The organism is Vibrio sp. 1F255 (assembly GCF_041439145.1).
Lineage (GTDB): Bacteria > Pseudomonadota > Gammaproteobacteria > Enterobacterales > Vibrionaceae > Vibrio > Vibrio crassostreae_C.
This window is the reverse complement of the sequence record NZ_JBGONQ010000034.1, coordinates 23,582-44,735: the sequence shown is the minus strand read 5'-3', so window position 1 is coordinate 44,735 and position 21,154 is coordinate 23,582. Positions and strand designations below refer to the sequence as shown.

Genomic DNA, 21,154 nt, shown 5'->3' with positions numbered 1-21,154 from the left:
GATGGTAGGCATCTTAATTTAAAGGCTGTTTGGCTATGCCTAATGATTTTTGATTGAGTATTGGTTATCCCACTGGGTTGTTTTTATGAGGGTTATTATTTCGGGTTGAGAAAGAAGTGTCGCTGTATCAATTTCGTATAAGCAATGTTCGAATGAGCGGTTGCCTAATTTAAAACCTCCTTTTTCTGACTCAATATCAAATGCTATTTTCTTAAATCCAAGTTGCTCTAAAATTTGTCCGCTTTCAGGCCATGCATTAAAGAAATAATAACGTTGAACATTTGAATAGTGAATTAGGTTTATAAATTGAGAAACTAACATACATCGAAATATCTGGAAATTAGAAGAGTAACGATTATAATTACAAACCGATAACTTAGTCGAATTTTTATAACTGACAGATTTTGTCAGGTCGATATCAATGATTTTTGAATGAGTAACTTTGTCAAAATAGTCACTTTCGAATATAAAACTAAGTGAGTGACCTACCAACTGCCCGCTTTCTGTTATAAATCTTTTTAAAATAGCTCGTTTGTTTTGTTGGTAGTCATATAGATTAATGTCGAAAAAACCCTTCGGTGTATGGATGGCTGTTTCGTAAAAGATTTTAAGGCTAGATAGTATCTCGTCATCATCTTTCAAAAGAAGTGGCATCTCAGTAATTAAAGCTGATTGTGGCTCTTGTGGCTCTTCATAACTTAATGATGAAAGCTTCGTTACCCTGTTATTAAAACGAAGTTGTTCAATCTCGTCTAGTAGCTTTGTTTCGTTTGGATTAGGTATTAATTCATAAAAGTCACTCAGGTCAACCTGTAAACAACGCAAGATTCTTAGGCATTTGGCAAGTGTTGGTTTGGTTTTTCCTCGTTCCCAACGACTGAGAGTTACCACGTCTACAGAGCGAAACTCTTCATTTGCAAGGTTTAACTTAACAGCAAGCTCACTCTGAGTAAGACCTAGTGAGACTCTCAATTCCTTTAAATAGTCACCAAACATACATTATCCCTAAGCGTAATTTGATCTAATTGAAGTATAGTCATCTATGATAGTTTATGGCGTTTTTAATAACCTATCTAAAAGTAACAGACTCGAGATTACCGTTTTGAAACGGCATTGTGTATTTGTACAGGAGTTCGTTTAACTACTTATGCAGTTTGTCTTCACGGTTAAGAAGTAGGCATGTAAAGCTACATATGATTTGTTCATGCTAATCCTTGCTAGTTATTGATCTGTAGTATGGATTAATCACAAAAAGAGGTTTGTTTATGAATACGAATATGTTGTCTGAAAATTTACAAGCCGAAGCACTTATTGACGATGTTAATCAGGGATTGTTTTATCCTGTTTTTCAACCGATAACTAATGGCAATGGAACTGTCGGTGCTGAGGTTTTGTTACGTTGGGAAAAAGGGCACGATGTTGAATCGTCAATTCGCTGTCTGTTAGACTCTAAGAAGATTGCATGGTTTACTCAAATATTCTTGTTAAGAGTGTCCGAGGAATTATTGTCTCAGAAGAAAATGATTGATTTTCTGACTATTAATATCTCCCCTGATCACGTTTTAAGTTTCACTTTTCTACGTGATATTTCCCCAATTTGGCAAGCATGCAACAAGTTAGGTATAACCTTATGGATTGAGCTTACTGAGAATGAACAATACCCGGTTGGCATTGACGAGAAAAGGATGATGTCCCAGTTTGGAGTATGTCGTGGTCTTGGAATTAAAATCGCGATAGACGACTATGGCAGTGGTTATAACACTGGTGAAGCACTGATTAGGGTTGTTAAACCGAACATAGTGAAAATAGATCGGTCGTTAATGAGAAACCGGAGTGATAATTCGACCTTTTGGGAGCGTCTTAGATTTTTAGCTCGGAAGTATCAGATTGAATTGTTATCTGAAGGTATAGAAAACCATGAAGATTTACGTTTTGCACAATCGCAGGGCATAGATTATTTTCAGGGCTATCACTTAGGCAAACCTGGCTCATTGAGTCAATTGTCGAAACAAGGTGCAGCATATTGCTGATCTACTTAAAAATAGCGTGAATAAATTCGGGTTACTTTTAGTGTGTAAAGCATCATCGTTAGTTTCAATAGTTTTAGGTTTGCCGGAACATAATGCCATTCTATTAGTTTAATCATGCCTACTTAGTATCAAGTGTTTAATGCCTGCCAGTTTATCTATTTATAACCATTTGTTAGCATTGGGACAAACAACAAAACATTGGAATCGTTATGTCGCAGTCACCTTTGGATCAAAAGGCTTTGGAGCAAGAGCTTTCAGGTCAACAGCCCTCCTTATCTCAAATTAATGTGTTTCCGGTTAAATCAGTAGGTGGGATTGCACTCTCTTCTGCTTGGGTCGAAAAACAGGGCCTTACCTTCGACAGACGTTTTATGTTGGCCTTGGCTGACGGCTCAATGGTGACGGCGCGTAAGTACCCTAAAATGGTCAAGGTGTCTTCTAGCTTGCAGCCAGACGGTTTTATTTTTACTTACGAAGGCAAAGAACCGCTGCGCCTAAAATATGCAAACTTCAAGATGCAAGAAGCGCCTGCAACAGTGTGGAAAGATAGCTTCACTGCGTATACCACCAACGACGAGGCGGATGATTGGTTTAGCGATGTGCTTGGTGTTCGCGTAGAACTTCTGTTCTGTGGTGAGCAATCTAATCGTGTTCGAGAAAAGCTTGGTCAGAATGTCAGTTTCGCCGATGGTTACCCGATGTTAATCATCAGCCAAGCTTCGCTTGATGAGTTGAATCGCCGTAGTCCTGAAACGCATTCCATGGATCAGTTCCGCACCAATTTTGTCGTCTCAAACACTGAAGCGTTTGCTGAAGATGGTTGGAAGCGCATTCGAATTGGTGAGGTTGAATTCGAAGCGGTGAAGCCTTGTGAGCGCTGTATCCTAACGACAGTCGATGTTGAGAGCGGCGAATTCAGAGCAACAAAAGAGCCACTCAATACCTTTTCTACGTTCAGAGCCAATGAACGTGGTGGCGTTTTCTTTGGTCAGAACCTTGTGGCGAAAAATGAAGGTCTGGTGAAAGCGGGTGACGTTGTTGAGGTACTTGAAACCAAAGAGAAAGAACACTACGAAGACTCTTGGGTCGAGTCACTGCACTTAACTTGCGTCGAGCGTGAAGAGATCGCTCGCGACTTCACAACCTTTTGGCTAGAGCCAGCGAAAGAGAACAATTTATTACCAAGCTATCAGCCGGGGCAGCATCTACCGATTGAAATGGTGATTAATGGCGAGAAAGTGTCTCGTCGTTACACGTTATCTTCTAGCCCTTCACGCGCAGGTCGTTTGGCGATTTCCGTGAAGCGAGTGGACGATGGTCAAATCTCAAACTGGCTCAATGATCACTTCCAAGTCGGTGACACGCTAGTTGCTCAGAATCCAGATGGCGCATTCTACTTAGAAGATAACCCAACACATCCATTACTGCTGTTATCAGCGGGAAGCGGCATCACCCCTATGTTGTCGATGCTTCGTTACTTAGCCGACCATGGTCAGATTGATGATGTGGTGTTCTATCACCAATGCAGCAGTGAAGAAGATATCCCTTATCAAGCTGAGATTGATAAGATCGCTCGCGAACATGCTGGTCTAAGTGTGATTTATTCACTAAGCCAACCAACGAAAGAGTGGGATGGTTTGTCAGGTCGTTTGAGTGTGTCTCATGTCGCCAAAATTGAGGACCTTCATAAGCGCCAAGCATTCGTGTGTGGCCCTGACGGCTTTATGGATAATGCCAAGAAATTGCTGATTCAAATGGGGCTGAATCCTCAGCATTATCATCAAGAAGCGTTTGGTGTTGCTCAATCAACGGAAGAAGCGGTGAAGCAACTGCAGTTGAGCGTTAACGGCTACCTGTTCGAAGGCAACAACCAATCAACACTACTAGAGCAAGCTGAGTCGGCAGGTGTGTCTATCGCATCAAGCTGTCGCGCGGGTTTCTGTGGTGCTTGTAAAGTGACCCTTGAGTCTGGGCAAGTTCATCAACCTGATGTACCGGCGTTGCAAGAGCATGAACGCAACATGGGGCAAATACTGGCGTGTTGCAGTGTGCCTCAAACTGATATCGAAGTTGTAGACTAACTCGGTAGGTCGGAAGGCCAGAAAGAAAAGCACATTGAATAGAAAAGGCCGGAAGTTCACTGAAATGAACTTCCGGCCTTTTTGATTCTAAGATTAATTCAAACAATTAATCGTAGATCGTTGGGATCGGTTGACGCTTGTGCTGTGTTGCTTTGTAGATGCCTACTAAGCGGTCTGACACGTCTTGAGGGACTTCTTTACCTTCAAGGAAATCATCGATTTGGTCGTAAGAAAGGTTCAATGCTGCTTCATCGGCTTTCTGTGGATCAAGCTCTTCTAGGTCGGCAGTAGGCACTTTCTTAACCAATAGCTCTGGCGCACCTAGCGTTGCTGCAAGTTCACGAACTTGACGCTTGTTCAGGCCAAACAAAGGCGCTAAATCACATGCACCGTCACCGTGTTTGGTGTAGAAGCCAGTGATGTTTTCTGCTGAGTGGTCAGTACCAATCACAAGACCACCAACGTAACCCGCAATTTCGTATTGCGCGATCATGCGAGCGCGAGCTTTCACATTACCTTTAACAAAGTCGATTTTTGCTGAGTCTGTTGGTAGTAAACCTGTACCTTCAAGTGCAACGTGAGATGCTGCGTGAAGCCCATCAACACCCGCTTTGATGTTTACAGAAACAGATTGAGAAGGCTGGATGAAAGAGAGAGCAAGTTGTGCTTCATCTTCATCTTTTTGTTCGCCGTAAGGTAGGCGAACCGCAATGAATTGGTAGTCGTTGCTGCCAGAGTTTTCATTCAGGCTATCCACGGCCATTTGTGCCAAGCGGCCACAGGTCGTTGAGTCTACACCGCCACTGATACCAAGGATCAGAGACTTGCAGCCTGACTGCTGAAGTTTCGTTTTAATAAAGTCCACACGACGAGTCACTTCGAAGTGAGGGTCAATTGAAGGTAGTACGCGCATTTCGTCACGAATTAACTGTTCCATTCGTATTCCTTTCCTGCAAGCAAATTAAAAATCTAGTGTTATCATACCTAAATCATCCGATTTAAAAACCTCTTTGCACAAGCTTAGAAAGAGAAGGCAGTAATAAACAATGGAAAAAATAGCCATTTTCGGTAGTGCGTTTAATCCACCGAGCCTAGGGCATAAAAGTGTGATTGATTCGTTGGCTCACTTTGACAAAATTCTACTCGTTCCAAGTATTGCCCATGCTTGGGGAAAAGAGATGCTAGACTTTGATACGAGATGTCAGTTAGTTAATGCATTTATCAGTGATCTTTCACTGGATCAAGTTGAGCTTTCGTTGATCGAAAAGAGCTTATTTACACCCGGCGAAAGCGTGACGACTTTTGCTGTACTCAGTGAACTGCAAAAGTTACATCGTGACGCTGAACTGACGTTTGTTATTGGCCCAGATAACTTCTTTAAGTTCTCATCTTTCTATAAATCAGATGAGATTACCGAGCAGTGGTCTGTAATGGCTTGCCCTGAAAAAGTGAAAATTCGCAGCACAGACATACGTAATGCACTGATAAGTGGAAGCGATGTTGCAAAACTGAGTACAAAGTCAGTTACAAAGATGTTGCAAGATAGTGGACTGTATCAGATAATGTGAGTTCACTAATCAAGAGGTCAGAGGACTATGCTAAAGAGCGCGATACCAGCGACGTTGATCATGGCAGCATGTAGTATGCCTGCGTATGCTGAGTGTGATTTTTTTAGCTTAGATTCAATCATGCTGACTTCTGATGAAGATGACAATTGTCTAGATTTCTCGACCAGCATTGAGTCTTTTGGCCAACGTATGATGGAAATCAGTGGGCTGAGCGATGATGAACCGGAAAGCACACCGGACTATTGGTCTGATTGGGTTCTTCAAACCAAAGACTCGCCATTGCTGACACAAAGCATTGAGTCAAACTATGTTGGCTTGGGTATGTGGTTTCCAGAAGACCTTGAAGATGAGCAGTATGATATGTCGACTGAAGAGTGGTTGATGAATCATGGTCTTCAACTCAGCATCGGTTTTGGCGAGAAAGTCGAAGGGCAGCCGCGTATGCGCTTTGATTATCGTTGGCACGACTCACGTGACGCCGACCTAATGATGCAGGTTGAGTTGCCATTTTAGACAGGCAGATACACAGATAGATTGCTATCTACGTCTAAATAGTAAGAATTAAAAAAGCCGCAAAAACTCAGTTTTTGCGGCTTTTTAGTATCTGGCTTGCGAGTTTTAATACCAGCACTCACTTTCCGCCAAGCTATAAATCTTCACCAAAAACAAGCATACACAGTTGCTCGAACTCTTCTTCTTTACCTGAGAACAGATCATCAATCACAAGTGAACGTTTTTGACCTGACTGCATGCGTTTCTTCGCTTCTCGCATCACCATCACCAGAGTGTGCTCTTGTGGCAGGTTTGAATCATCAATGTTCCATTGATTGAATCGCTGAGAAAGAGCACTTTCACAAAGCAGTGGTTTAAACGACAACACTTCTTGCTTCAATACAGAAAGCATATCTTTAAACGCTTGTTCCGTATTATTGGCATTGGAAGCGCGAGCTTTGGTTTGCTCTAGTTTTTCTAGTAGTGCCGAAGAGAGGTTGGTTTGCGTAATGTAACCCGCTTGTCTTGGGAATGAATCCGTCAAACGAACAGAAAAATCGACACGGTTAACCTGAGTGTTTGGAAAGTAGGTCAGTGACGTTAGGCAGTCGTGTGGAATCCAGACGCTTTGTCCTGGTTCAACGGCATACTCTTGTTTGCCTAACTTAATCAAAACCAAGCCACTTTGAACCGATACAAGGCTATGTTTAAGTACTTTCTTGCGTGGTGTGATCACCAAGTGTGAAAAGTAAGCCGATGTATATTCAATAGCGAAGTTCATAGATAGTACCTTAATTTTGGGGCGTCAAGATTACCGTTAATCTTAAAGAATGCCAACAATAACAGGGGATTTTCAATGTTTCTGGTCTGACCTTGTCAAAAGTATGGGCTCTGTAGCTGCGAGAAGTCAAAACAACGCGTAGAATGAGCCAGCTTTTTATTATATGAATTAAAAAATGACCTCTCCAACCGATCCATATGTTGATATTCGTCCTTACGGCGATGATGAAATTCCAGCGGCACTAAACCGTCTTATTAATGATGAAGAATTTATCAGTGCAATCTTGCATTACCGTTTTTCAAACCATGCGTCTTGGTTCAAAGCATTAATGAGCCCGATTTTGCGTGTGTACTTAAAAATGAAGTGGAGCAAGCTGACTAGCGTTGAATCCATTCAGATTGAAGTGAAAAAGTACTTACGCGACACGTTAGCGAAAACCACTAACGGTGTGACGTACACGGGTATCGAGTCACTGGATGCGAACCAAGCTTATCTGTTTGTATCAAACCATCGTGACATTGCTATGGATCCTGCGTTAGTAAATTACGCTCTGCATCAAAATAATCATCAGACTTGTCGTATCGCTATCGGAGACAACCTGTTGAAAAAGCCATGTGCGACTGAATTGATGCGTTTAAACAAGAGCTTCATCGTAAAGCGTTCTTTGAAAGGACCGCGTGAGATGATGAAAGCGCTAGGGCAGTTGTCTTCTTACATTAAGCACTCTCTAGAAACGGGCAACTCAATCTGGATCGCTCAAAAGGAAGGTCGTGCGAAAGACGGTAACGATTTTACTGAGCCAGCAATTTTGAAAATGTTCCACGTTGAAGGACGTAAGCAAAAAATTGCTTTCCCTGAATACGTGAAGTCATTGAAGATTGTTCCTGTGGCTATTTCTTACGAGAACGACCCATGTGACACGGCTAAAGCGATAGAGCTTTTCGAAAAAGACGTAAACGGCAGTTACGAAAAGGGTGAGTTTGAAGATATCGAAAGTATCATTCAAGGCATCATCGGTGATAAAGGACGCGTTCACGTTGGTTTCGGTCAGGTTATCGACCAAGATTTTGATACGCCTGAAGCGCTTGCTGAAGAGATCGATCGTCAGATCCACGATAACTACAAACTGTTCCCAGTAAACTTGCTGGCAGCAGAAAAAGAAGATGAGTCGATTACAGCGGCCGTTAAACAAGAGTTTGAAGCTAAACTGTCGAGCCTGCCACAAGGTGCGCGTCAGTACTTGATCGATAGCTACGCTAACCCAGTGAAGAACATTGGTTAACGAGCGTTAGTTAGCTTGCTAGTTGATTAGCAACTTGATTGAATTGAAAAAGGAGCCTTGGGCTCCTTTTTTGTTTCTGAATCACCATTTGTTGCTGCGATCGAGCATTAACGTATTAGAGCATTAGAGCATTAGAGCATTAGAGCATTAGCTTGAATTAGCGAGCGACTGCGCCACCGAGCTCTAGATTGGTTGGCCATGTGGTTACAGTGTTACCGCCCAGATAGATGTTGCCTTTGACTGTCATGGTCTCGGGGAATGTTGTAATCCCAGAACCGCCTATATAAAGGTCGCCGTCAATCACGATCCCGTTGGGTAACTCGGTTAAAGGAGTGCGGATCACGCTCAGATCGCCTTTTACTCTAAAGCCATTCGGTAGCCTTTCCAGTGGAGTGTCGGTGAGGTTGATAAAGCCGCCCACTCTTACACCTCTTGGCCAGCTGGTGATTTGGCTACCAATCAAGTTGACGTAACCTTTTATCTTAACCCCGCTCGGGACTCGAGCGAGTTGGCTGTTAGAGCCTTTAAGGCTGCCGTTCACTTCTAACCCTTTGGGTAGGCGTGTGATCGCAGTATTCTCTATATTGAGATTACCATCTACCACCAAGCCAGTTGGAAGTGATGTATAAGGCTTATTTCGTAGATATAAGTTTCCGTAATTATCGAGATGGTTCAATATTTGATAGTGATCGAGTGGTTCAGCACTGACATTTGTTATGGTTAAGGAACCAATAATAAGTGCAATTATTCTGAGCATAACAGGCTTCTTATTACGATAGACGCTTACACTATAATGGAAAAATTAATCTCGCATAGTGTTTTACCCATTTGGCGGTAGATTAACGAGGAATGGAGCAAAGATGATAGGTAAATTAATGATTAGAGTAAATATACGAATTATTAAGGTCTTTCTGATAGCCGCTTCAGTGTTTGGCTCAATGTCTGCGAGTGCCAACAAAGTAATTTCAACGCCCGGTAAAGCTGCGGTGGTGGTGACACAAGGCGGTCAACAGCAACGAGTTTGTTATTACGATGACAAGGCTTATAGCATTGGGGCAGTGTTAGAGGTGGGGGGCGTAGTGATTCAGTGCGCTGCAGAAAACGATTTTGAGCAAAATGGGTCACTGGCTTGGGTTCAATTAAAAAAAGACGAGTAATTCACTCGTCTTTTAATAAGCATATAAATGCTTATATTAACGCGCTAGAGAGCGAGTCTTAAGTTCAAAAATAATCTTCTCAGCGCTAACTTCAAATTTAAAGCGAGCGTGCAACTCTGTGCTTTCTTCAGTCATCTCTGATGCTTCGAACTCAACGTTGCTAGACACTTGTTTAGCAAGTTCAACATACTTAGCAAACTCAGCTTCAATCAGTGCTTTTGAGTTTCCGTAAACCGTTACTTCAGCAACATCGTCGCCTTCTTTAATGATGAACCCGATTTCGCCTGCACAGCCGCAAGCCTCACATACATCGTTGTTACCAATATCTTGGCTCATAAATAATCCTCTTACAAAGTCTGAGGTTATTCTAACGAGCAATTCGAACTGTATCTACAAAAATTAAAACCTTTGAACTAATTTATACTGGTATGCTATGTTGTTTGTTAAGGTGTTTGATGAATATCTATATTCGCGCCGCCAAATATGTATGTGATTTACCTCACGTTTTGTTGAAGAGGAATGTTATTAATATGTCAGAATATCATTCACTTAGTTGCGCCAGAAATGATTTTATAAGACTATCTATCGCTTGATAGGTATTTATACAATGAATTTTTCGTTGGGTATTTCATATTCTAAGTAGTTATTTAAACTTATCGACTTAGGATTGTAAGGTGATTTTCGAAGAATAATTAGACAAAGTGTCCAAAGAGGCATCACTGTAAAATTGTTCGTACATAGTATTTGTGTGAATTTAGTTATAAATACTTGCGAAAAAATACCTTGCTCACATAATGCTGATAACGATTTTCATTCTGACTTCATTTGATTGAGTTAGATGGATTTACAAAGAGAAGAGCCTGAATATGCCAAAGCGTAGTAAAGAAGATACAGAAATCACGATCCAGAAAATCATGGATGCCGTTGTAGACCAGCTACTAAGATTGGGTTACGACAAGATGTCATACACGACGTTGAGTCAACAAACGGGTGTTTCTCGTACAGGTATAAGTCATCACTTTCCAAAGAAAACGGATTTTACTGCTGCTCTAGACGGTCGTATTTTCAAGATGTTCATGGAACACATTGACTTCGAAAATGGCCTTGACGCATTTTCAGCTAGCTGGGTTGCAGCACTTGAAGACGCTGAGTTCCTAGCAATCTTACGTTTACTTTTCCATCATATCGTTACTGCTGAGAGCGCACATGAGTTCGCTGCAAACGGTATTGATCGTCTATACAAGCTGACTGAAACTCAGTTTGGCGATACTAGCGGTAAAGAACTAGAGTGGTTGATTGGTAAATCATTGATTCGTATGAGCCAATAATCAGCACTCAATAAAAGAAGCTCCTACGGGGGCTTTTTTTGTGCTTGCAGTTTCACTTCTTGTACGTTTTTCTCTCAATCCCACATCGATGTCGCAGTCTTGTTGAATGATGTTATTTCCTTTCTTTTTATATACTTACGCTCGCGGCTTGTTTTACTCTTCAGTGTTAAAAGCTAAGTAACCCTAACAAGTAGAGTTCATTTCTAGAGCCTCAAATGCTCAAGGTGAGTCGTTTTGGTGCTTGCTGTTGTGGTTATTAATAAAATTGAGTTTAAGCCGAGAGAGTGGCTGTGAGCCAATAAAAAGCCCCGAACAAATCGAGGCTTAGGATTACGTCATTGTTATCAAGAACGAATACTCAAAACGAGTCGCTCCTTAATCGGACTTATTGTGCGGGGTGAACCTGAGGGAAGCTCATGGTTGGGTGTTTTTCTACGATACTTTTGTAACCATACACATCTTCTATCATCGAAGGTTTCAGTGCATCCCAAGGCTTGCCATCACACACCAAATTGCCATCTTTCAATACCACCAATCGATCGGAATACTGCGCGGCTAAGTTGAGATCATGCAAAACCACGATAACCGCGGCATTGTGGTTATCGGCTAATTCTCTCGCAATCTTTAAGGTGTTGTGCTGGTGGGCAAGATCCAGTGCAGAGGTTGGTTCATCAAGCATCAAAATACATTGGTCACCAGAGTGGTGAAGCTGAGTTAATACTCGAGCCAAGTGCACTCGCTGCTTTTCACCGCCTGATAGTGAAGGGTAAAGCCTTTCACTCAGGTGAGTCACATCAGCAACATCCATTTTTTGGCTAGCAATGCTAGTTAGTTTTTTGTTGGATTCTTGCAGAGGAATCCCACCAAGCTCGACAACTTCATGTGCCAAGAATGGGAAGGTCAAGGTGCTGTGTTGAGGAAGCATAGCAAGGTGCTTAGCTAACTTGTGAGAAGGCCACTTGTCTTTGCTGTGTCCAAAATACTGGATATCGCCGTTGCTTGATATCTCTTGGCATAAAGCTTTAAGCAGCGTGCTTTTACCTGCGCCATTTGGTCCAAGCAGTGTAGTTACCTTTCCCGCTTCAATCTCAATAGAAACGCCATCTAATATCACTTTACTGCCGAACTTCACTTCGATATCGGTCGCTTTTAAAGCTGAAGGAAACATTAAAGGATTCTCCCTTTCTGTTGAAATAGTAGATATAAGAAGAATGGGGCACCGATAATCGCAGTGACAATACCTACAGGTAGCTCTGCCGGAGCAAGTACCACACGTGAGAACATGTCTGCGGCGGTTAGCAGCAGTGCGCCTAGTACCGCTGATAGTGGCAACAGAACTCGGTGGTCAGGGCCTGCCAACATGCGACCTAAATGTGGGATAACCAATCCAATAAAACCAATCATGCCAGACAGGCTAACTGTGATACCAACGCCCGCAGCCGTCAGTAGAATCAGCTTTCGTTTCAGCTTTTGAACTGGGATACCAAGGTGTTGCGCTTCTGACTCGCCCAGTAATAGAGCATTTAGAGACATCGCTTGGCGGTAGAAAACAACAAACAAGCCAACGAGCGTGACAGCTGCCAGCAAAATTCCTGACCACTTAGCGCCCGCCAATGAACCCATCGACCACAATGAAAGATCGCGCAGCATTTGGTCATCAGCAATGAAATTCAAGAAGCCAATACCTGCGCCAGAGAGCGCACTGATCGCCACACCCGCCAACAACATGATGGTGACAGAGGTGCCGAATTTACCTGTACCCAGCTTATACACCAGCAGCGTGGTTAAAGCGCCGCCAAGAAAAGCGAACACAGGAACCGCAGCAAAGTTCATGAAAGCAGGGTATTGAAGCGATAGATCAGAGAACAAAACGATAGCCAGTGCAGCACCTAATGCTGCGCCCGCAGACACACCTATGATGCCAGGTTCTGCAAGTGGGTTTCGAAACAAACCCTGCATCACTGCACCACACAAGGCGAGGATCGCACCAATCAGCATGCACAAGATGGTTCTAGGTAAGCGGATCTCTTGAATCACTAAGTTGATGTGAGGTGCTAAGTCATTGTTTGGTTTAATTAAGCTTGTGGCGCTGTCCGCTAAGCTAATGTTCATTGGCCCAACAGTGATCGAGTACAGCGCGACAAAAGCTAGGGTTGCACCTAGAGCTAACATCGACGTTTTCAGTGGGACGGAGCGTAACAACATAAAGGGCCTCAATATCTATCGCTAACTTCGACCTCCTTCAACAACAGCGTGAGTCAGTTGGTGAGGGAAGCGAATTAGCGATAGCAGAAATAGGGTGGTTGAGTTATAGCGGGTAGATAAGTGCGTTTAGACGCTTTGCTTCAGAGAGGCTTTCTAGGCCAAGCCCGCCAACCAAAGCACTGCCATTTACGGTAATGATTTGCTTGTTCATACCTGCAGGCGTTGCCGCTAGCATAGGCAGTGATTTCAGGATGGCATCTGCGCCGCCCATTTTTTGATAACTACGGCCGCTTACTAAAATGACATCAGGTTGCATCTCAACGAGTGATTCCATTGAAAGTGGCTTGTAAGACGTTAAGCTCTGAGCGGCAGGGTTGATACCGCCAGCTAACTCGATGATTGCGTTTGGTGATGTTTCACCGCCAGCAACGTTGGCAGGGCGACCTTCATGCAGCAACAGGAATAGAACTTTCTTCGCTTCGTTGCTTGGTACTTGGTTCGCTTTCAGTGCTGCGATCTTTTGATTCACATCGGTTTTCACTTGCTGCGAGTGGTCTTCGGTATGGGTGATCTTTGCGATTTGGTCGATACGCTTTAATAGCCCTTCCACGTTTGCTTCAGTGTTAACAATCTCTACATCGACGCCTGCCGATTTTAATTGAGAGATCGCGTTGTCTGGTCCCATTTCATCCGAGCCAATCAATGTGGTTGGCTCTAGGGCGAGTAGACCTTCAGCAGACAGGTTTCGGTGATAACCAATCTTTGGCAGGTTTTCTGCTTGAGGAAAGTGGCTGGTCACATCAATCGCGACTAGCTGCTCTTCAGCACCTAATGCCAAAACCAATTCAGTAACGGCACTACCGGCACTGATGATTCGAGGTTGTTCAGCGTCGTTGGCCATTGCGGGTGCGCTAAGTGCCAGGCTCATAGCGGCAACTGAAAGGAGATGTGTCTTGGTCTTTAATTTATTGAGCACGTTTAAGTTGTTCATAATAAGTTCTTTATATTTTCTTTTTGTATCGCGAAGATACTCAGTGAGCAGTCCGTTCGCATTGTGAGTTCGAATCGATAGAGAGGCTTAGTTCTGTCTATTTGGTCTTAGCTATCAGGAGCCAAATTTTATAAACGCTAGGCCTCATAAAAATTGAGTGTTGTTCTAGCCATCGTCCGTGAGCAGTTGAGTCGCTGGTATTCCGTTCTCTTGAAGGAATGAAAGCAACTTCACTAGGTTTTCAACATTGGCGGCTTTATCCGCGCCAATGATGATCGGTTTTTTATCCGTTGAGCCTGTCTCTTCTAACAAGGCAATCTTGAAGTTTTCCCAGTTGATATACTCTTGGCCGTTAATCGCCCAGTAGGGGGCATGGTCTAGGATGTTGACGCTAATCGAGTCTTTGTGGACTTCAGAAACGTTTTTAACATCCGAGCTTGGTAGCTCAACTTCTAGCGATTCCAGCTTTACCGATGCCGTAAGCAGTAGAAAAACCATCACGATAAAAATGATGTCGAGCAGCGGTGTTAAGTCTGGCGCTAGGCTCTGTGTGTGAGATGAGTGGGGCGTTTTAATCATGCTTGACTCACATCACCGATAGAGGTTTTGTTGATAGGCTTACCTTGAGTATCATCAGACTGATTGGTTTGAATCGACATGCCTTCTAGCCACACATTCACATAGTTCAATGTATGCTCCAATTGAGCCAGCACTCGATCGGCCCATAGCCCTAGTAGCTGAGCACCAGAAATAGCAGGAAGCGCAATCATCAAACCTGCTGCTGTGGTTCGCATTGCTAATCCAAGACCGTCTGCCAAATCATTAGGCGTGATGCTGCCTGTTGTCGCGGCAACGCCTTTAAACATCTCAATAAGACCAAGTACCGTACCAAGCAAGCCGATGAGTGGGCTGATCACGCCGATCAAACCAAGCAGTCTTAAACCTGCATGAAGCTGGTGGCGTTTTTCTTGTAGCCAGATCCCAGCGGCATCTTCACGTAACCCTTTTGAGAAAGAGTGGTGAGCAAGCAACATTGACACGCCCTTGTACAAGAGCGGGCGTTTACCTGAAATCGACTGAGCAAGCGCTTCAATCTCTTTGCTGTTGGTTGGTGAGGTTTGGTTTAACTCGCGACGAATGGCACGTTTGCCCACACCAATGCTGAGCATGACTTGGAAGACACGTTCAGCGATGATCATTGCTGTTAATGCTGAGCAGATAAGAAGAGGCCAAGTCATTAAGCCAAGTTGATCTTGTAAGTAACTGATTTGTTCCATGATTAATCCAACCTAAAACGAACAGGTATTTGTACTCGGTGAGCAATCGCTCGACCATTGACAGTGTGAGGTGAGAATTTCCATTGTTTAATGGCATCTAATGCGGCGTTATCGAGCATTAGCGCGCCTGATGAATTTACTAATGCTTGTTTAATTTGTTTGCCTTCAGCGTCTAGCCAGATCTCATAAGTCGCGACACCTTCAACGCCACGACGTCTTGCTTGGCGAGGGTAATTCGGTGGGGTAGGACGCGCAGAGAACGAAGGCTTAGTGACTAAAACCGGCTCTTGGTTTGATACGCCTTGGTTTACTTCCTGAGACTGGTTGGCAGATTCGTCCATATTCTTATCGACTTTCTTGTCGGCCAGTTTCTCTGGTTGAGTGGCTGGCTCTGGGCGTTCTTTCTTCACCACCTTTTTCTCAGTCACTGGTTTCTTTTGAACAGGCTTTTTCTCGACAACCTTCTTTTCAATCACTTTTTTCTCAACTTTCTTTGGTTGAGGTTTATTGGTGATCGCTTTTTTCTTTGGGGTTGGCTTAGTTTGCTTTGGCTCAACCGTTTTTGGTTCGGCTTGTGAGACGGTTTCTTTTATTGGCTCAGGTTTAACTGGCTCTGTGATTGTTTTTTGCTGAGCTTGTGAAGGAACGCTCTTAGGAGTGAAGTTGATCGATACCGTGTTCGATTGGCTACCTGCAGGCATCGCAAATACTTTGGATTCTTGAGCGACAAACAACAACGCGGCATGAATCACTAACGATGCACCGCCTGCAATAACATATCTAGGAACGTTCACAATCAATCCTTTACCAAATCAAAATTCTGTATCGGATTATTGCCTAGAATCTAAATAAGATCAATTATCAATTGCATTATCATTTGCGTGTATTTATGATTCTCTCAGTTTTTAGCGAATAGTCTTCCAGACTTTGCTATGTAAGTGTTTAGAGAGATTATATGAGTCTTAATATTTATAAATTTGACGAATCAATCTTGGGCATTTCTAGCCCTGATCCGCTTCGTTTTGCGTTTGCGAAAAAGCATTCTGCACACGCCGGAGGAAGTTCAATTCCGGTCGACCCCAGTAAGAAGTTAGAACTCTTTGACGAACTGATGCTGAGTGAAGGGAAAAAACAGGATAAGCGTTGCTTGTATATCCACATTCCTTTCTGTCGTGTGCGTTGTACGTTCTGCAATTTCTTCCAAAATGCCGCAAGCCGTAAATTGGTGGATGAGTATTTCGATGCACTGATGGTCGAGCTAAAGCAGAAAGCCAAAACACCTTGGGCTCAGTCTGGACTATTTCACGCCGTCTATATTGGTGGCGGAACTCCCACCGATTTGTCGCCTCAACAAGTTGAGCAGCTGGGTAAAGCGATTCGTCAATATTTCCCACTAGCAAACGATGTTGAGATGACATTGGAAGGGCGCATCAATCGATTTGGTGACGAGATGTTTGATCGTGCGCTTGAAGGTGGCTTCAATCGTTTCTCGTTCGGTATTCAAAGTTTCAATACTCAGGTTCGACGTAGTGCTAAGCGCCTAGATGACCGAGAGGTTGTGCTAGAACGTATCAGTTCACTAAGCCGCACCGAGCAAGCGCCAATCGTTCTTGATCTGTTATACGGATTACCACACCAATCTATGGAAGTGTTCCAACAAGATTTAGAAGACTACATGTCTACTGGCGCACACGGCATTGACCTCTACCAACTGATTGTTGCGGGCAATACACCTATGCTTAATCTTGTTGAGAAAGGAAAAATCCCACCGCCTGCGAATACGCCAGATAAGGCGAGCATGTATTTGGCGGCTGTGGAGTTCATGGCAAAAAATAAGGTCAAGCAACTGAGCGTAAACCACTGGACTCGTGATAACCGCGAACGCAGCATTTACAACAGCTTAGCGAAAACTTATGCCGAAGTTCTACCCATTGGTTGTGGCGCTGGTGGCAACATCGGCGGTCATGGTGTGATGCAGCATCGAACTTTAGACAGCTACATGGAGTCTATAAAGCAAGGTCAATTACCTATTGCCATGATGACTAAGCAAAGCTCATTAGAGCCTATCTTCTCAACATTAAAGGCAGGTTTCGATTCTGGTGTTGTTAGAAGAAGTACGCTACCGAGCTTTATGGGACAAGACACGTTCGACTACCTAAAACCTTTGTTCGCACATTGGGAAAATAACGGTTTAGTTGAGCTTTCGGAAGATTATCTGAGCCTGACTATTGCTGGCAGCTTTTGGGCGGTAAGCCTAGCGCAGAGTGTGATTCAAGTGCTTAACGCTGAATACCAAGCTATGCACCCAGCGCCTAAAGCGTCAGGTTCGAGCGTACACCCGCATGCAAGTTTGAAGCACGCTTAATATCGAATTTTTAGTTTATAACTTACTCGTTTATACGGAACATATTCAATGACAGATACAACATTAGAAATGACAGAAACTCTAGAACAACGTGTCGCTCGCATTCTAGAAGAAGAACCAAAACTGCTTCCTAATGCAATTGCTGAGAAGCTCGGAGTTTCAGAGGTTGAAGTGGTTGCTGCTTTTCCAAACGACATGGCAGTAATGCTAGATGGCAGACGTGCTCAAGAGATTCTAGAAGGTTTAGTGGGTTGGGGGCCTGTGACCACTATCGTGCATTCATTTGGTTCTATCTTTGAAGTAAAAGCGCCATTCCCGAAAGGTAAGGTAGCGCGTGGTTACTACAACCTAATGGGCAAAGAGGGCGAGCTTCATGGTCACCTTAAACTTGATAACGTTAAACATATCGGTTTGGTGAGCAAGGCGTTCATGGGTCGTGAAAGTCATTACTTCGGCTTCTTCAGTGAAACCGGTGAGAACATTTTTAAGATTTACCTAGGCCGCAACGAAAAGCGTGAGCTTATTGCCGACCAAGTAGAACGCTTCAAAGCGCTAAAAGAACAAGCTTAAGTTCAATTTACAGTAAATAATCAGCAGCAATCTTACATAGGGTTGCCAACTGGCTTAAACAAGACATCAATGCTCGAGGATCGTTTAGTTCGCTAATGATCGCTCAACCTTGGGCAAAAATAATAAATCAGAGAAAGTGAAGAAAGGAATTACCCATGGAACAGCAAGTAAAACAAGAACGTCTACAAGGTCGCCTAGGTCCAGAAATTAAAGAGTTTCGCCAAGAGCGCCGTACCCTTCAACTTGCAACGGTTGATGAAGAAGGTCGCCCGAACGTAAGTTACGCACCTTTCGTTCAGAACCAAGAAGGTTACTTTGTTCTAATTTCTGATATTGCTCGTCATGCTCGCAACTTGAAAGCGAACCCTCAGGTCTCTTTGATGATGATTGAAGACGAAGAGAGCTCGAAGCAACTTTACGCACGTAAACGTTTAACGTTTGATGCTCAAGCAAGTGTTGTGGAGCGTGAAACGGAACTTTGGACTCAAGTGATTGGCCAGATGCAAGAGCGTTTTGGTGAAATCATTGATGGTTTGAGCCAACTTCAAGACTTCTCTCTGTTTAACCTTAAAGCTGAGAACGGCCTGTTCGTTAAAGGCTTTGGTCAGGCATACCAAGTGTCAGGCGACGATCTGGTGGATTTCGTTCACCTACAAGAAGGTCACAAAAAAGTATCTAACGAGTAATCTCGTTTAATCGATTTCTTTAGGAGCCCTCCAATGTGAGGGCTTTTTTATGTCTAAATCAAAGAGTTTGGTATATTGGCGTTTGATGACTATTTATATGTAAGGATCGCTACGTGAAACCAGTAAGTCGAGATTGGGACGAGTTTTGTTATCCGTTTATCTATGAAGACAGTCCTATCTGTGATTTTGAGATTTTGTCGGATGAACTTTGTTGCCGAGTTGGATTGGTGTTGTCTTTAGAGCTAGAGCCTCAGGTTCGTGAGATCCTGCAACGCTTGCAGCCAAACATCTACCATTTGAATGGCTCTGTGCGCGGTAAGCTTGCCATCACCGAGTCTGAATTGGTCGAGCTCAAGCAAGATTATCATCGTATCCGTGAGCAGTTAGAAAGGGGGTTTAAAGGCTTTGTCTTACCCGGTGGACACCGAGTGTCTAGTGAACTTCATTTGTGTCGTTGTCAGGCTAAAAAGGTCGTGCGAGCTTTGGTGAGTATTGAACATCATGAAAGCAAAAAGTCGCCAGACCCGATTCTTTTTAAATACGCAAACCTAGTGGCGAACACTCTCTATGCATTGGCCTCTTTTACCAATCATGTCAATGAAGTCGAGGAAGTGGAATTTGTGAGTAAGAGCTACTCTATGCCGAAAAAGTCTATGCCAGAAAACAAAGACTAACGGTTAGCTCTATTCTTATTAAGATTTGAAGAAAGAAGAGACTAAGAAGCTAAACCATTGAGCACTATGCCAGGTTTAGCTTCTATAACAGAGCCTAAGCAGCCGTAGAGGCGCCGTTTAAGACTTTTGCGCCGCGTAGCATAGCTTCGATTAATTCACCCGCGTTGAACTTCTCAAGCGCTTCATGCGCCCCCACCTGATTAGCACGGTCGACACAGATCTCACTGGACAGTGAGGTATGCAAAATACAGTAAGCGTGACTTAAAGCGCTGTCGTTTTGCACTTCAAATGCAAGCTCATAACCATCTAATCCCGGCATCTCGATATCACTCACCAGAAGATCAATGGCATTGCCAGCGCTGGCTTGGCGTCGCATTAGGTCGATGGCATCTAAGCCGTTGTTACATATGCTGTAAGGGATGTTGATGCTGTCTAAGGCATCAGATAACTGTTTACGTGCAATCAAAGAGTCATCCACTAATAAGATGTTCAATGCTTTGAGGCGTTCCCTTTCTACATCGGTCAGCATCGGGATATGAGCATTCTCATAAGCTGGGTAGATCTTAGAAAGCAGCAGTTCCACATCGAGCATTTGCACAATACGGTCTTCAAAACGTGTAATACCCGTTACAAACACATTGCGACCCACACTGGTGGGTGGAGATTCAATGCTCTTCCAGTCGCATTCAATGATTTTATCAATTGAACGAACCAAGAACGCCACAACTGTTCTCAAACAGTCAGTAACGATGAGTACACAATCTTGGTATTCAGCGGGTGTTATCGGACGGAAGCCAATCGCAGCGGACATATCAATCACAGGAACTGTAAGGTCGCGGATAGTCACTGTACCAATCACGTGATGATGGGAGTAGGGGATCTGAGTCATCGGCTGAAAAGGGACGATTTCTCTGACCTTAAGCGTGCCAATCGCAAAACTTTGAGTGAGGGACAACTTGAACATCAACATTCCCTGTGACTGACTCGCTTTACTGATCGGTTTGACCATAAGTGGCTCCTACTTAATACGCGCTTAATTTATAAGGATTAATTTAAAGGGAAATGGAAGCCGCAGCAAGTCGCGATGCGGTTTTTAATGGCCTTTAAGGCAGTTGTTTTCGGTTATAGAGTGAAGAATAGCGGTTCTTGGGTTAAAATCACGCTAAATACTCGCTGTCGATGGTTAGTCGACAAGCAGACAGCAACAAACTGAGAATTATCATGGCAAGAACAGCAGCGGCGCTTCATATTCTGGTGAAGCATAAAGAACTAGCAGAAGACATCATGACGCAGCTTAAAAAGGGCGCTAAATTTCAAACGCTAGCGAAGAAACATTCAACCTGTCCATCTGGTAAAAAGGGCGGCGACCTAGGTGAGTTCAAAAAAGGTCAAATGGTGCCTCAGTTTGATAAGGTTTGTTTCTCTGGCGAGACGCTTGTACCACACCTTGTGAAAACAAAATTTGGCTGGCACGTCGTGAAGGTTCTTTACAGAACTTAGTTATAAATATGTGTTAGATTGAATAAAAGGAGCGTATATACGCTCCTTTTTTGTGACTTTTGTGCGCGTTTTAAAGCACTACGGTTGAGTGTTCATCCCAGACGTTATGCGATAATTGGTGCTACGCCCTCAACCATCCACCGTGAGTAATTGGTAGGAGGAGGAGG

At 43.6% G+C, this 21,154-nt stretch carries 24 protein-coding genes; 12 read left to right on the top strand and 12 right to left on the bottom strand.

Going from position 1 to position 21,154, the window contains the following annotated elements; all coding sequences use genetic code 11:
- Window positions 1-39: 39 nt before the first annotated feature.
- Entirely contained in the window at window positions 40-996 is a 957-nt protein-coding gene (locus ACED41_RS17760; protein WP_371725368.1) for a helix-turn-helix domain-containing protein, read from the bottom strand.
- A gap of 269 nt (window positions 997-1,265) precedes the next feature.
- Here ACED41_RS17760 and ACED41_RS17755 point away from each other — a divergent pair, with 269 nt between their 5' ends.
- Window positions 1,266-2,030: an EAL domain-containing protein gene (locus ACED41_RS17755; RefSeq protein WP_017062770.1), complete on the top strand. Its 765-nt coding sequence runs from the start codon at window positions 1,266-1,268 to the stop codon at window positions 2,028-2,030.
- Window positions 2,031-2,239: 209 nt separating this feature from the next.
- Window positions 2,240-4,111, top strand: coding sequence for a hybrid-cluster NAD(P)-dependent oxidoreductase (locus ACED41_RS17750; protein WP_017064304.1), 1,872 nt, complete (start codon window positions 2,240-2,242; stop codon window positions 4,109-4,111).
- A 106-nt stretch (window positions 4,112-4,217) separates the two neighbouring features.
- On the opposite strand, the gene nadE is transcribed toward ACED41_RS17750, so the two are convergent.
- Window positions 4,218-5,048 carry an ammonia-dependent NAD(+) synthetase gene (nadE, locus tag ACED41_RS17745; protein ID WP_017062768.1) on the bottom strand — a complete coding sequence of 277 codons (831 nt, stop codon included), beginning with the start codon at window positions 5,046-5,048 and terminating at the stop codon, window positions 4,218-4,220.
- Window positions 5,049-5,157: 109 nt separating this feature from the next.
- On the opposite strand from nadE, the gene ACED41_RS17740 reads away from it, so the two are divergent.
- Window positions 5,158-5,679, top strand: coding sequence for a nicotinate-nicotinamide nucleotide adenylyltransferase (locus ACED41_RS17740; protein WP_017064305.1), 522 nt, complete (start codon window positions 5,158-5,160; stop codon window positions 5,677-5,679).
- A gap of 27 nt (window positions 5,680-5,706) precedes the next feature.
- Window positions 5,707-6,192, top strand: coding sequence for a hypothetical protein (locus ACED41_RS17735; RefSeq protein ID WP_017064306.1), 486 nt, complete (start codon window positions 5,707-5,709; stop codon window positions 6,190-6,192).
- Between the two features lie 133 nt (window positions 6,193-6,325).
- On the opposite strand, the gene ACED41_RS17730 is transcribed toward ACED41_RS17735, so the two are convergent.
- Entirely contained in the window at window positions 6,326-6,952 is a 627-nt protein-coding gene (locus ACED41_RS17730) for a hypothetical protein (RefSeq protein WP_017067957.1), read from the bottom strand.
- 175 nt (window positions 6,953-7,127) lie between these two features.
- Here ACED41_RS17730 and ACED41_RS17725 point away from each other — a divergent pair, with 175 nt between their 5' ends.
- Window positions 7,128-8,234 carry a 1-acyl-sn-glycerol-3-phosphate acyltransferase gene (locus ACED41_RS17725; RefSeq protein ID WP_017062764.1) on the top strand — a complete coding sequence of 369 codons (1,107 nt, stop codon included), beginning with the start codon at window positions 7,128-7,130 and terminating at the stop codon, window positions 8,232-8,234.
- Between the two features lie 157 nt (window positions 8,235-8,391).
- Here ACED41_RS17725 and ACED41_RS17720 read toward each other — a convergent pair whose 3' ends face one another.
- Window positions 8,392-8,991, bottom strand: coding sequence for a hypothetical protein (locus ACED41_RS17720; protein WP_371725367.1), 600 nt, complete (start codon window positions 8,989-8,991; stop codon window positions 8,392-8,394).
- Between the two features lie 103 nt (window positions 8,992-9,094).
- Here ACED41_RS17720 and ACED41_RS17715 point away from each other — a divergent pair, with 103 nt between their 5' ends.
- Window positions 9,095-9,391, top strand: a complete 297-nt coding sequence (locus tag ACED41_RS17715; protein WP_017067955.1) for a YnjH family protein — start codon at window positions 9,095-9,097, stop codon at window positions 9,389-9,391.
- A gap of 36 nt (window positions 9,392-9,427) precedes the next feature.
- On the opposite strand, the gene ACED41_RS17710 is transcribed toward ACED41_RS17715, so the two are convergent.
- Window positions 9,428-9,727, bottom strand: a complete 300-nt coding sequence (locus ACED41_RS17710; RefSeq protein WP_017062761.1) for a YfcZ/YiiS family protein — start codon at window positions 9,725-9,727, stop codon at window positions 9,428-9,430.
- A 530-nt stretch (window positions 9,728-10,257) separates the two neighbouring features.
- Here ACED41_RS17710 and ACED41_RS17705 point away from each other — a divergent pair.
- Window positions 10,258-10,719, top strand: a complete 462-nt coding sequence (locus ACED41_RS17705; protein ID WP_004731875.1) for a TetR/AcrR family transcriptional regulator — start codon at window positions 10,258-10,260, stop codon at window positions 10,717-10,719.
- Between the two features lie 385 nt (window positions 10,720-11,104).
- On the opposite strand, the gene ACED41_RS17700 is transcribed toward ACED41_RS17705, so the two are convergent.
- The 6 genes from ACED41_RS17700 to ACED41_RS17675 form a co-directional block, all read right to left on the bottom strand.
- Window positions 11,105-11,887, bottom strand: coding sequence for a heme ABC transporter ATP-binding protein (locus ACED41_RS17700; protein ID WP_050620596.1), 783 nt, complete (start codon window positions 11,885-11,887; stop codon window positions 11,105-11,107).
- Window positions 11,887-12,924, bottom strand: coding sequence for a FecCD family ABC transporter permease (locus ACED41_RS17695; RefSeq protein WP_371725366.1), 1,038 nt, complete (start codon window positions 12,922-12,924; stop codon window positions 11,887-11,889). The genes ACED41_RS17700 and ACED41_RS17695 overlap by 1 nt, the downstream gene beginning before the upstream one ends.
- 103 nt (window positions 12,925-13,027) lie before the next feature.
- Entirely contained in the window at window positions 13,028-13,915 is an 888-nt protein-coding gene (locus tag ACED41_RS17690; protein ID WP_017064313.1) for a hemin ABC transporter substrate-binding protein, read from the bottom strand.
- Between the two features lie 165 nt (window positions 13,916-14,080).
- Window positions 14,081-14,494, bottom strand: coding sequence for a biopolymer transporter ExbD (locus ACED41_RS17685; RefSeq protein ID WP_017064314.1), 414 nt, complete (start codon window positions 14,492-14,494; stop codon window positions 14,081-14,083).
- Window positions 14,491-15,192, bottom strand: coding sequence for a MotA/TolQ/ExbB proton channel family protein (locus ACED41_RS17680; RefSeq protein WP_371725365.1), 702 nt, complete (start codon window positions 15,190-15,192; stop codon window positions 14,491-14,493). The genes ACED41_RS17685 and ACED41_RS17680 overlap by 4 nt, the downstream gene beginning before the upstream one ends.
- Before the next feature lie 2 nt (window positions 15,193-15,194).
- Window positions 15,195-15,986 (bottom strand): energy transducer TonB, encoded by a 792-nt coding sequence (locus ACED41_RS17675; protein WP_102321339.1) that lies wholly within the window; start codon window positions 15,984-15,986, stop codon window positions 15,195-15,197.
- A 161-nt stretch (window positions 15,987-16,147) separates the two neighbouring features.
- Between ACED41_RS17675 and hutW the strand changes: the two genes are divergently transcribed.
- From hutW to ACED41_RS17655, 4 genes are all read left to right on the top strand, one after another.
- Window positions 16,148-17,557, top strand: coding sequence for a heme anaerobic degradation radical SAM methyltransferase ChuW/HutW (gene hutW, locus ACED41_RS17670; protein ID WP_371725364.1), 1,410 nt, complete (start codon window positions 16,148-16,150; stop codon window positions 17,555-17,557).
- 48 nt (window positions 17,558-17,605) lie between these two features.
- A complete protein-coding gene (hutX, locus tag ACED41_RS17665) occupies window positions 17,606-18,127 on the top strand; it encodes a heme utilization cystosolic carrier protein HutX (RefSeq protein WP_371725363.1) in 522 nt (173 codons plus the stop codon).
- Between the two features lie 155 nt (window positions 18,128-18,282).
- On the top strand, window positions 18,283-18,813 hold the full coding sequence (hutZ, locus tag ACED41_RS17660; RefSeq protein ID WP_004731858.1) for a heme utilization protein HutZ: 531 nt from the start codon (window positions 18,283-18,285) through the stop codon (window positions 18,811-18,813).
- Window positions 18,814-18,926: 113 nt separating this feature from the next.
- A complete protein-coding gene (locus tag ACED41_RS17655) occupies window positions 18,927-19,487 on the top strand; it encodes an ATP:cob(I)alamin adenosyltransferase (protein ID WP_371725362.1) in 561 nt (186 codons plus the stop codon).
- 94 nt (window positions 19,488-19,581) lie between these two features.
- On the opposite strand, the gene ACED41_RS17650 is transcribed toward ACED41_RS17655, so the two are convergent.
- Window positions 19,582-20,496 carry a chemotaxis protein gene (locus ACED41_RS17650; protein ID WP_371725361.1) on the bottom strand — a complete coding sequence of 305 codons (915 nt, stop codon included), beginning with the start codon at window positions 20,494-20,496 and terminating at the stop codon, window positions 19,582-19,584.
- Between the two features lie 170 nt (window positions 20,497-20,666).
- Between ACED41_RS17650 and ppiC the strand changes: the two genes are divergently transcribed.
- Window positions 20,667-20,987 carry a peptidylprolyl isomerase PpiC gene (ppiC, locus tag ACED41_RS17645; RefSeq protein ID WP_017630085.1) on the top strand — a complete coding sequence of 107 codons (321 nt, stop codon included), beginning with the start codon at window positions 20,667-20,669 and terminating at the stop codon, window positions 20,985-20,987.
- Window positions 20,988-21,154 lie beyond the last annotated feature (167 nt).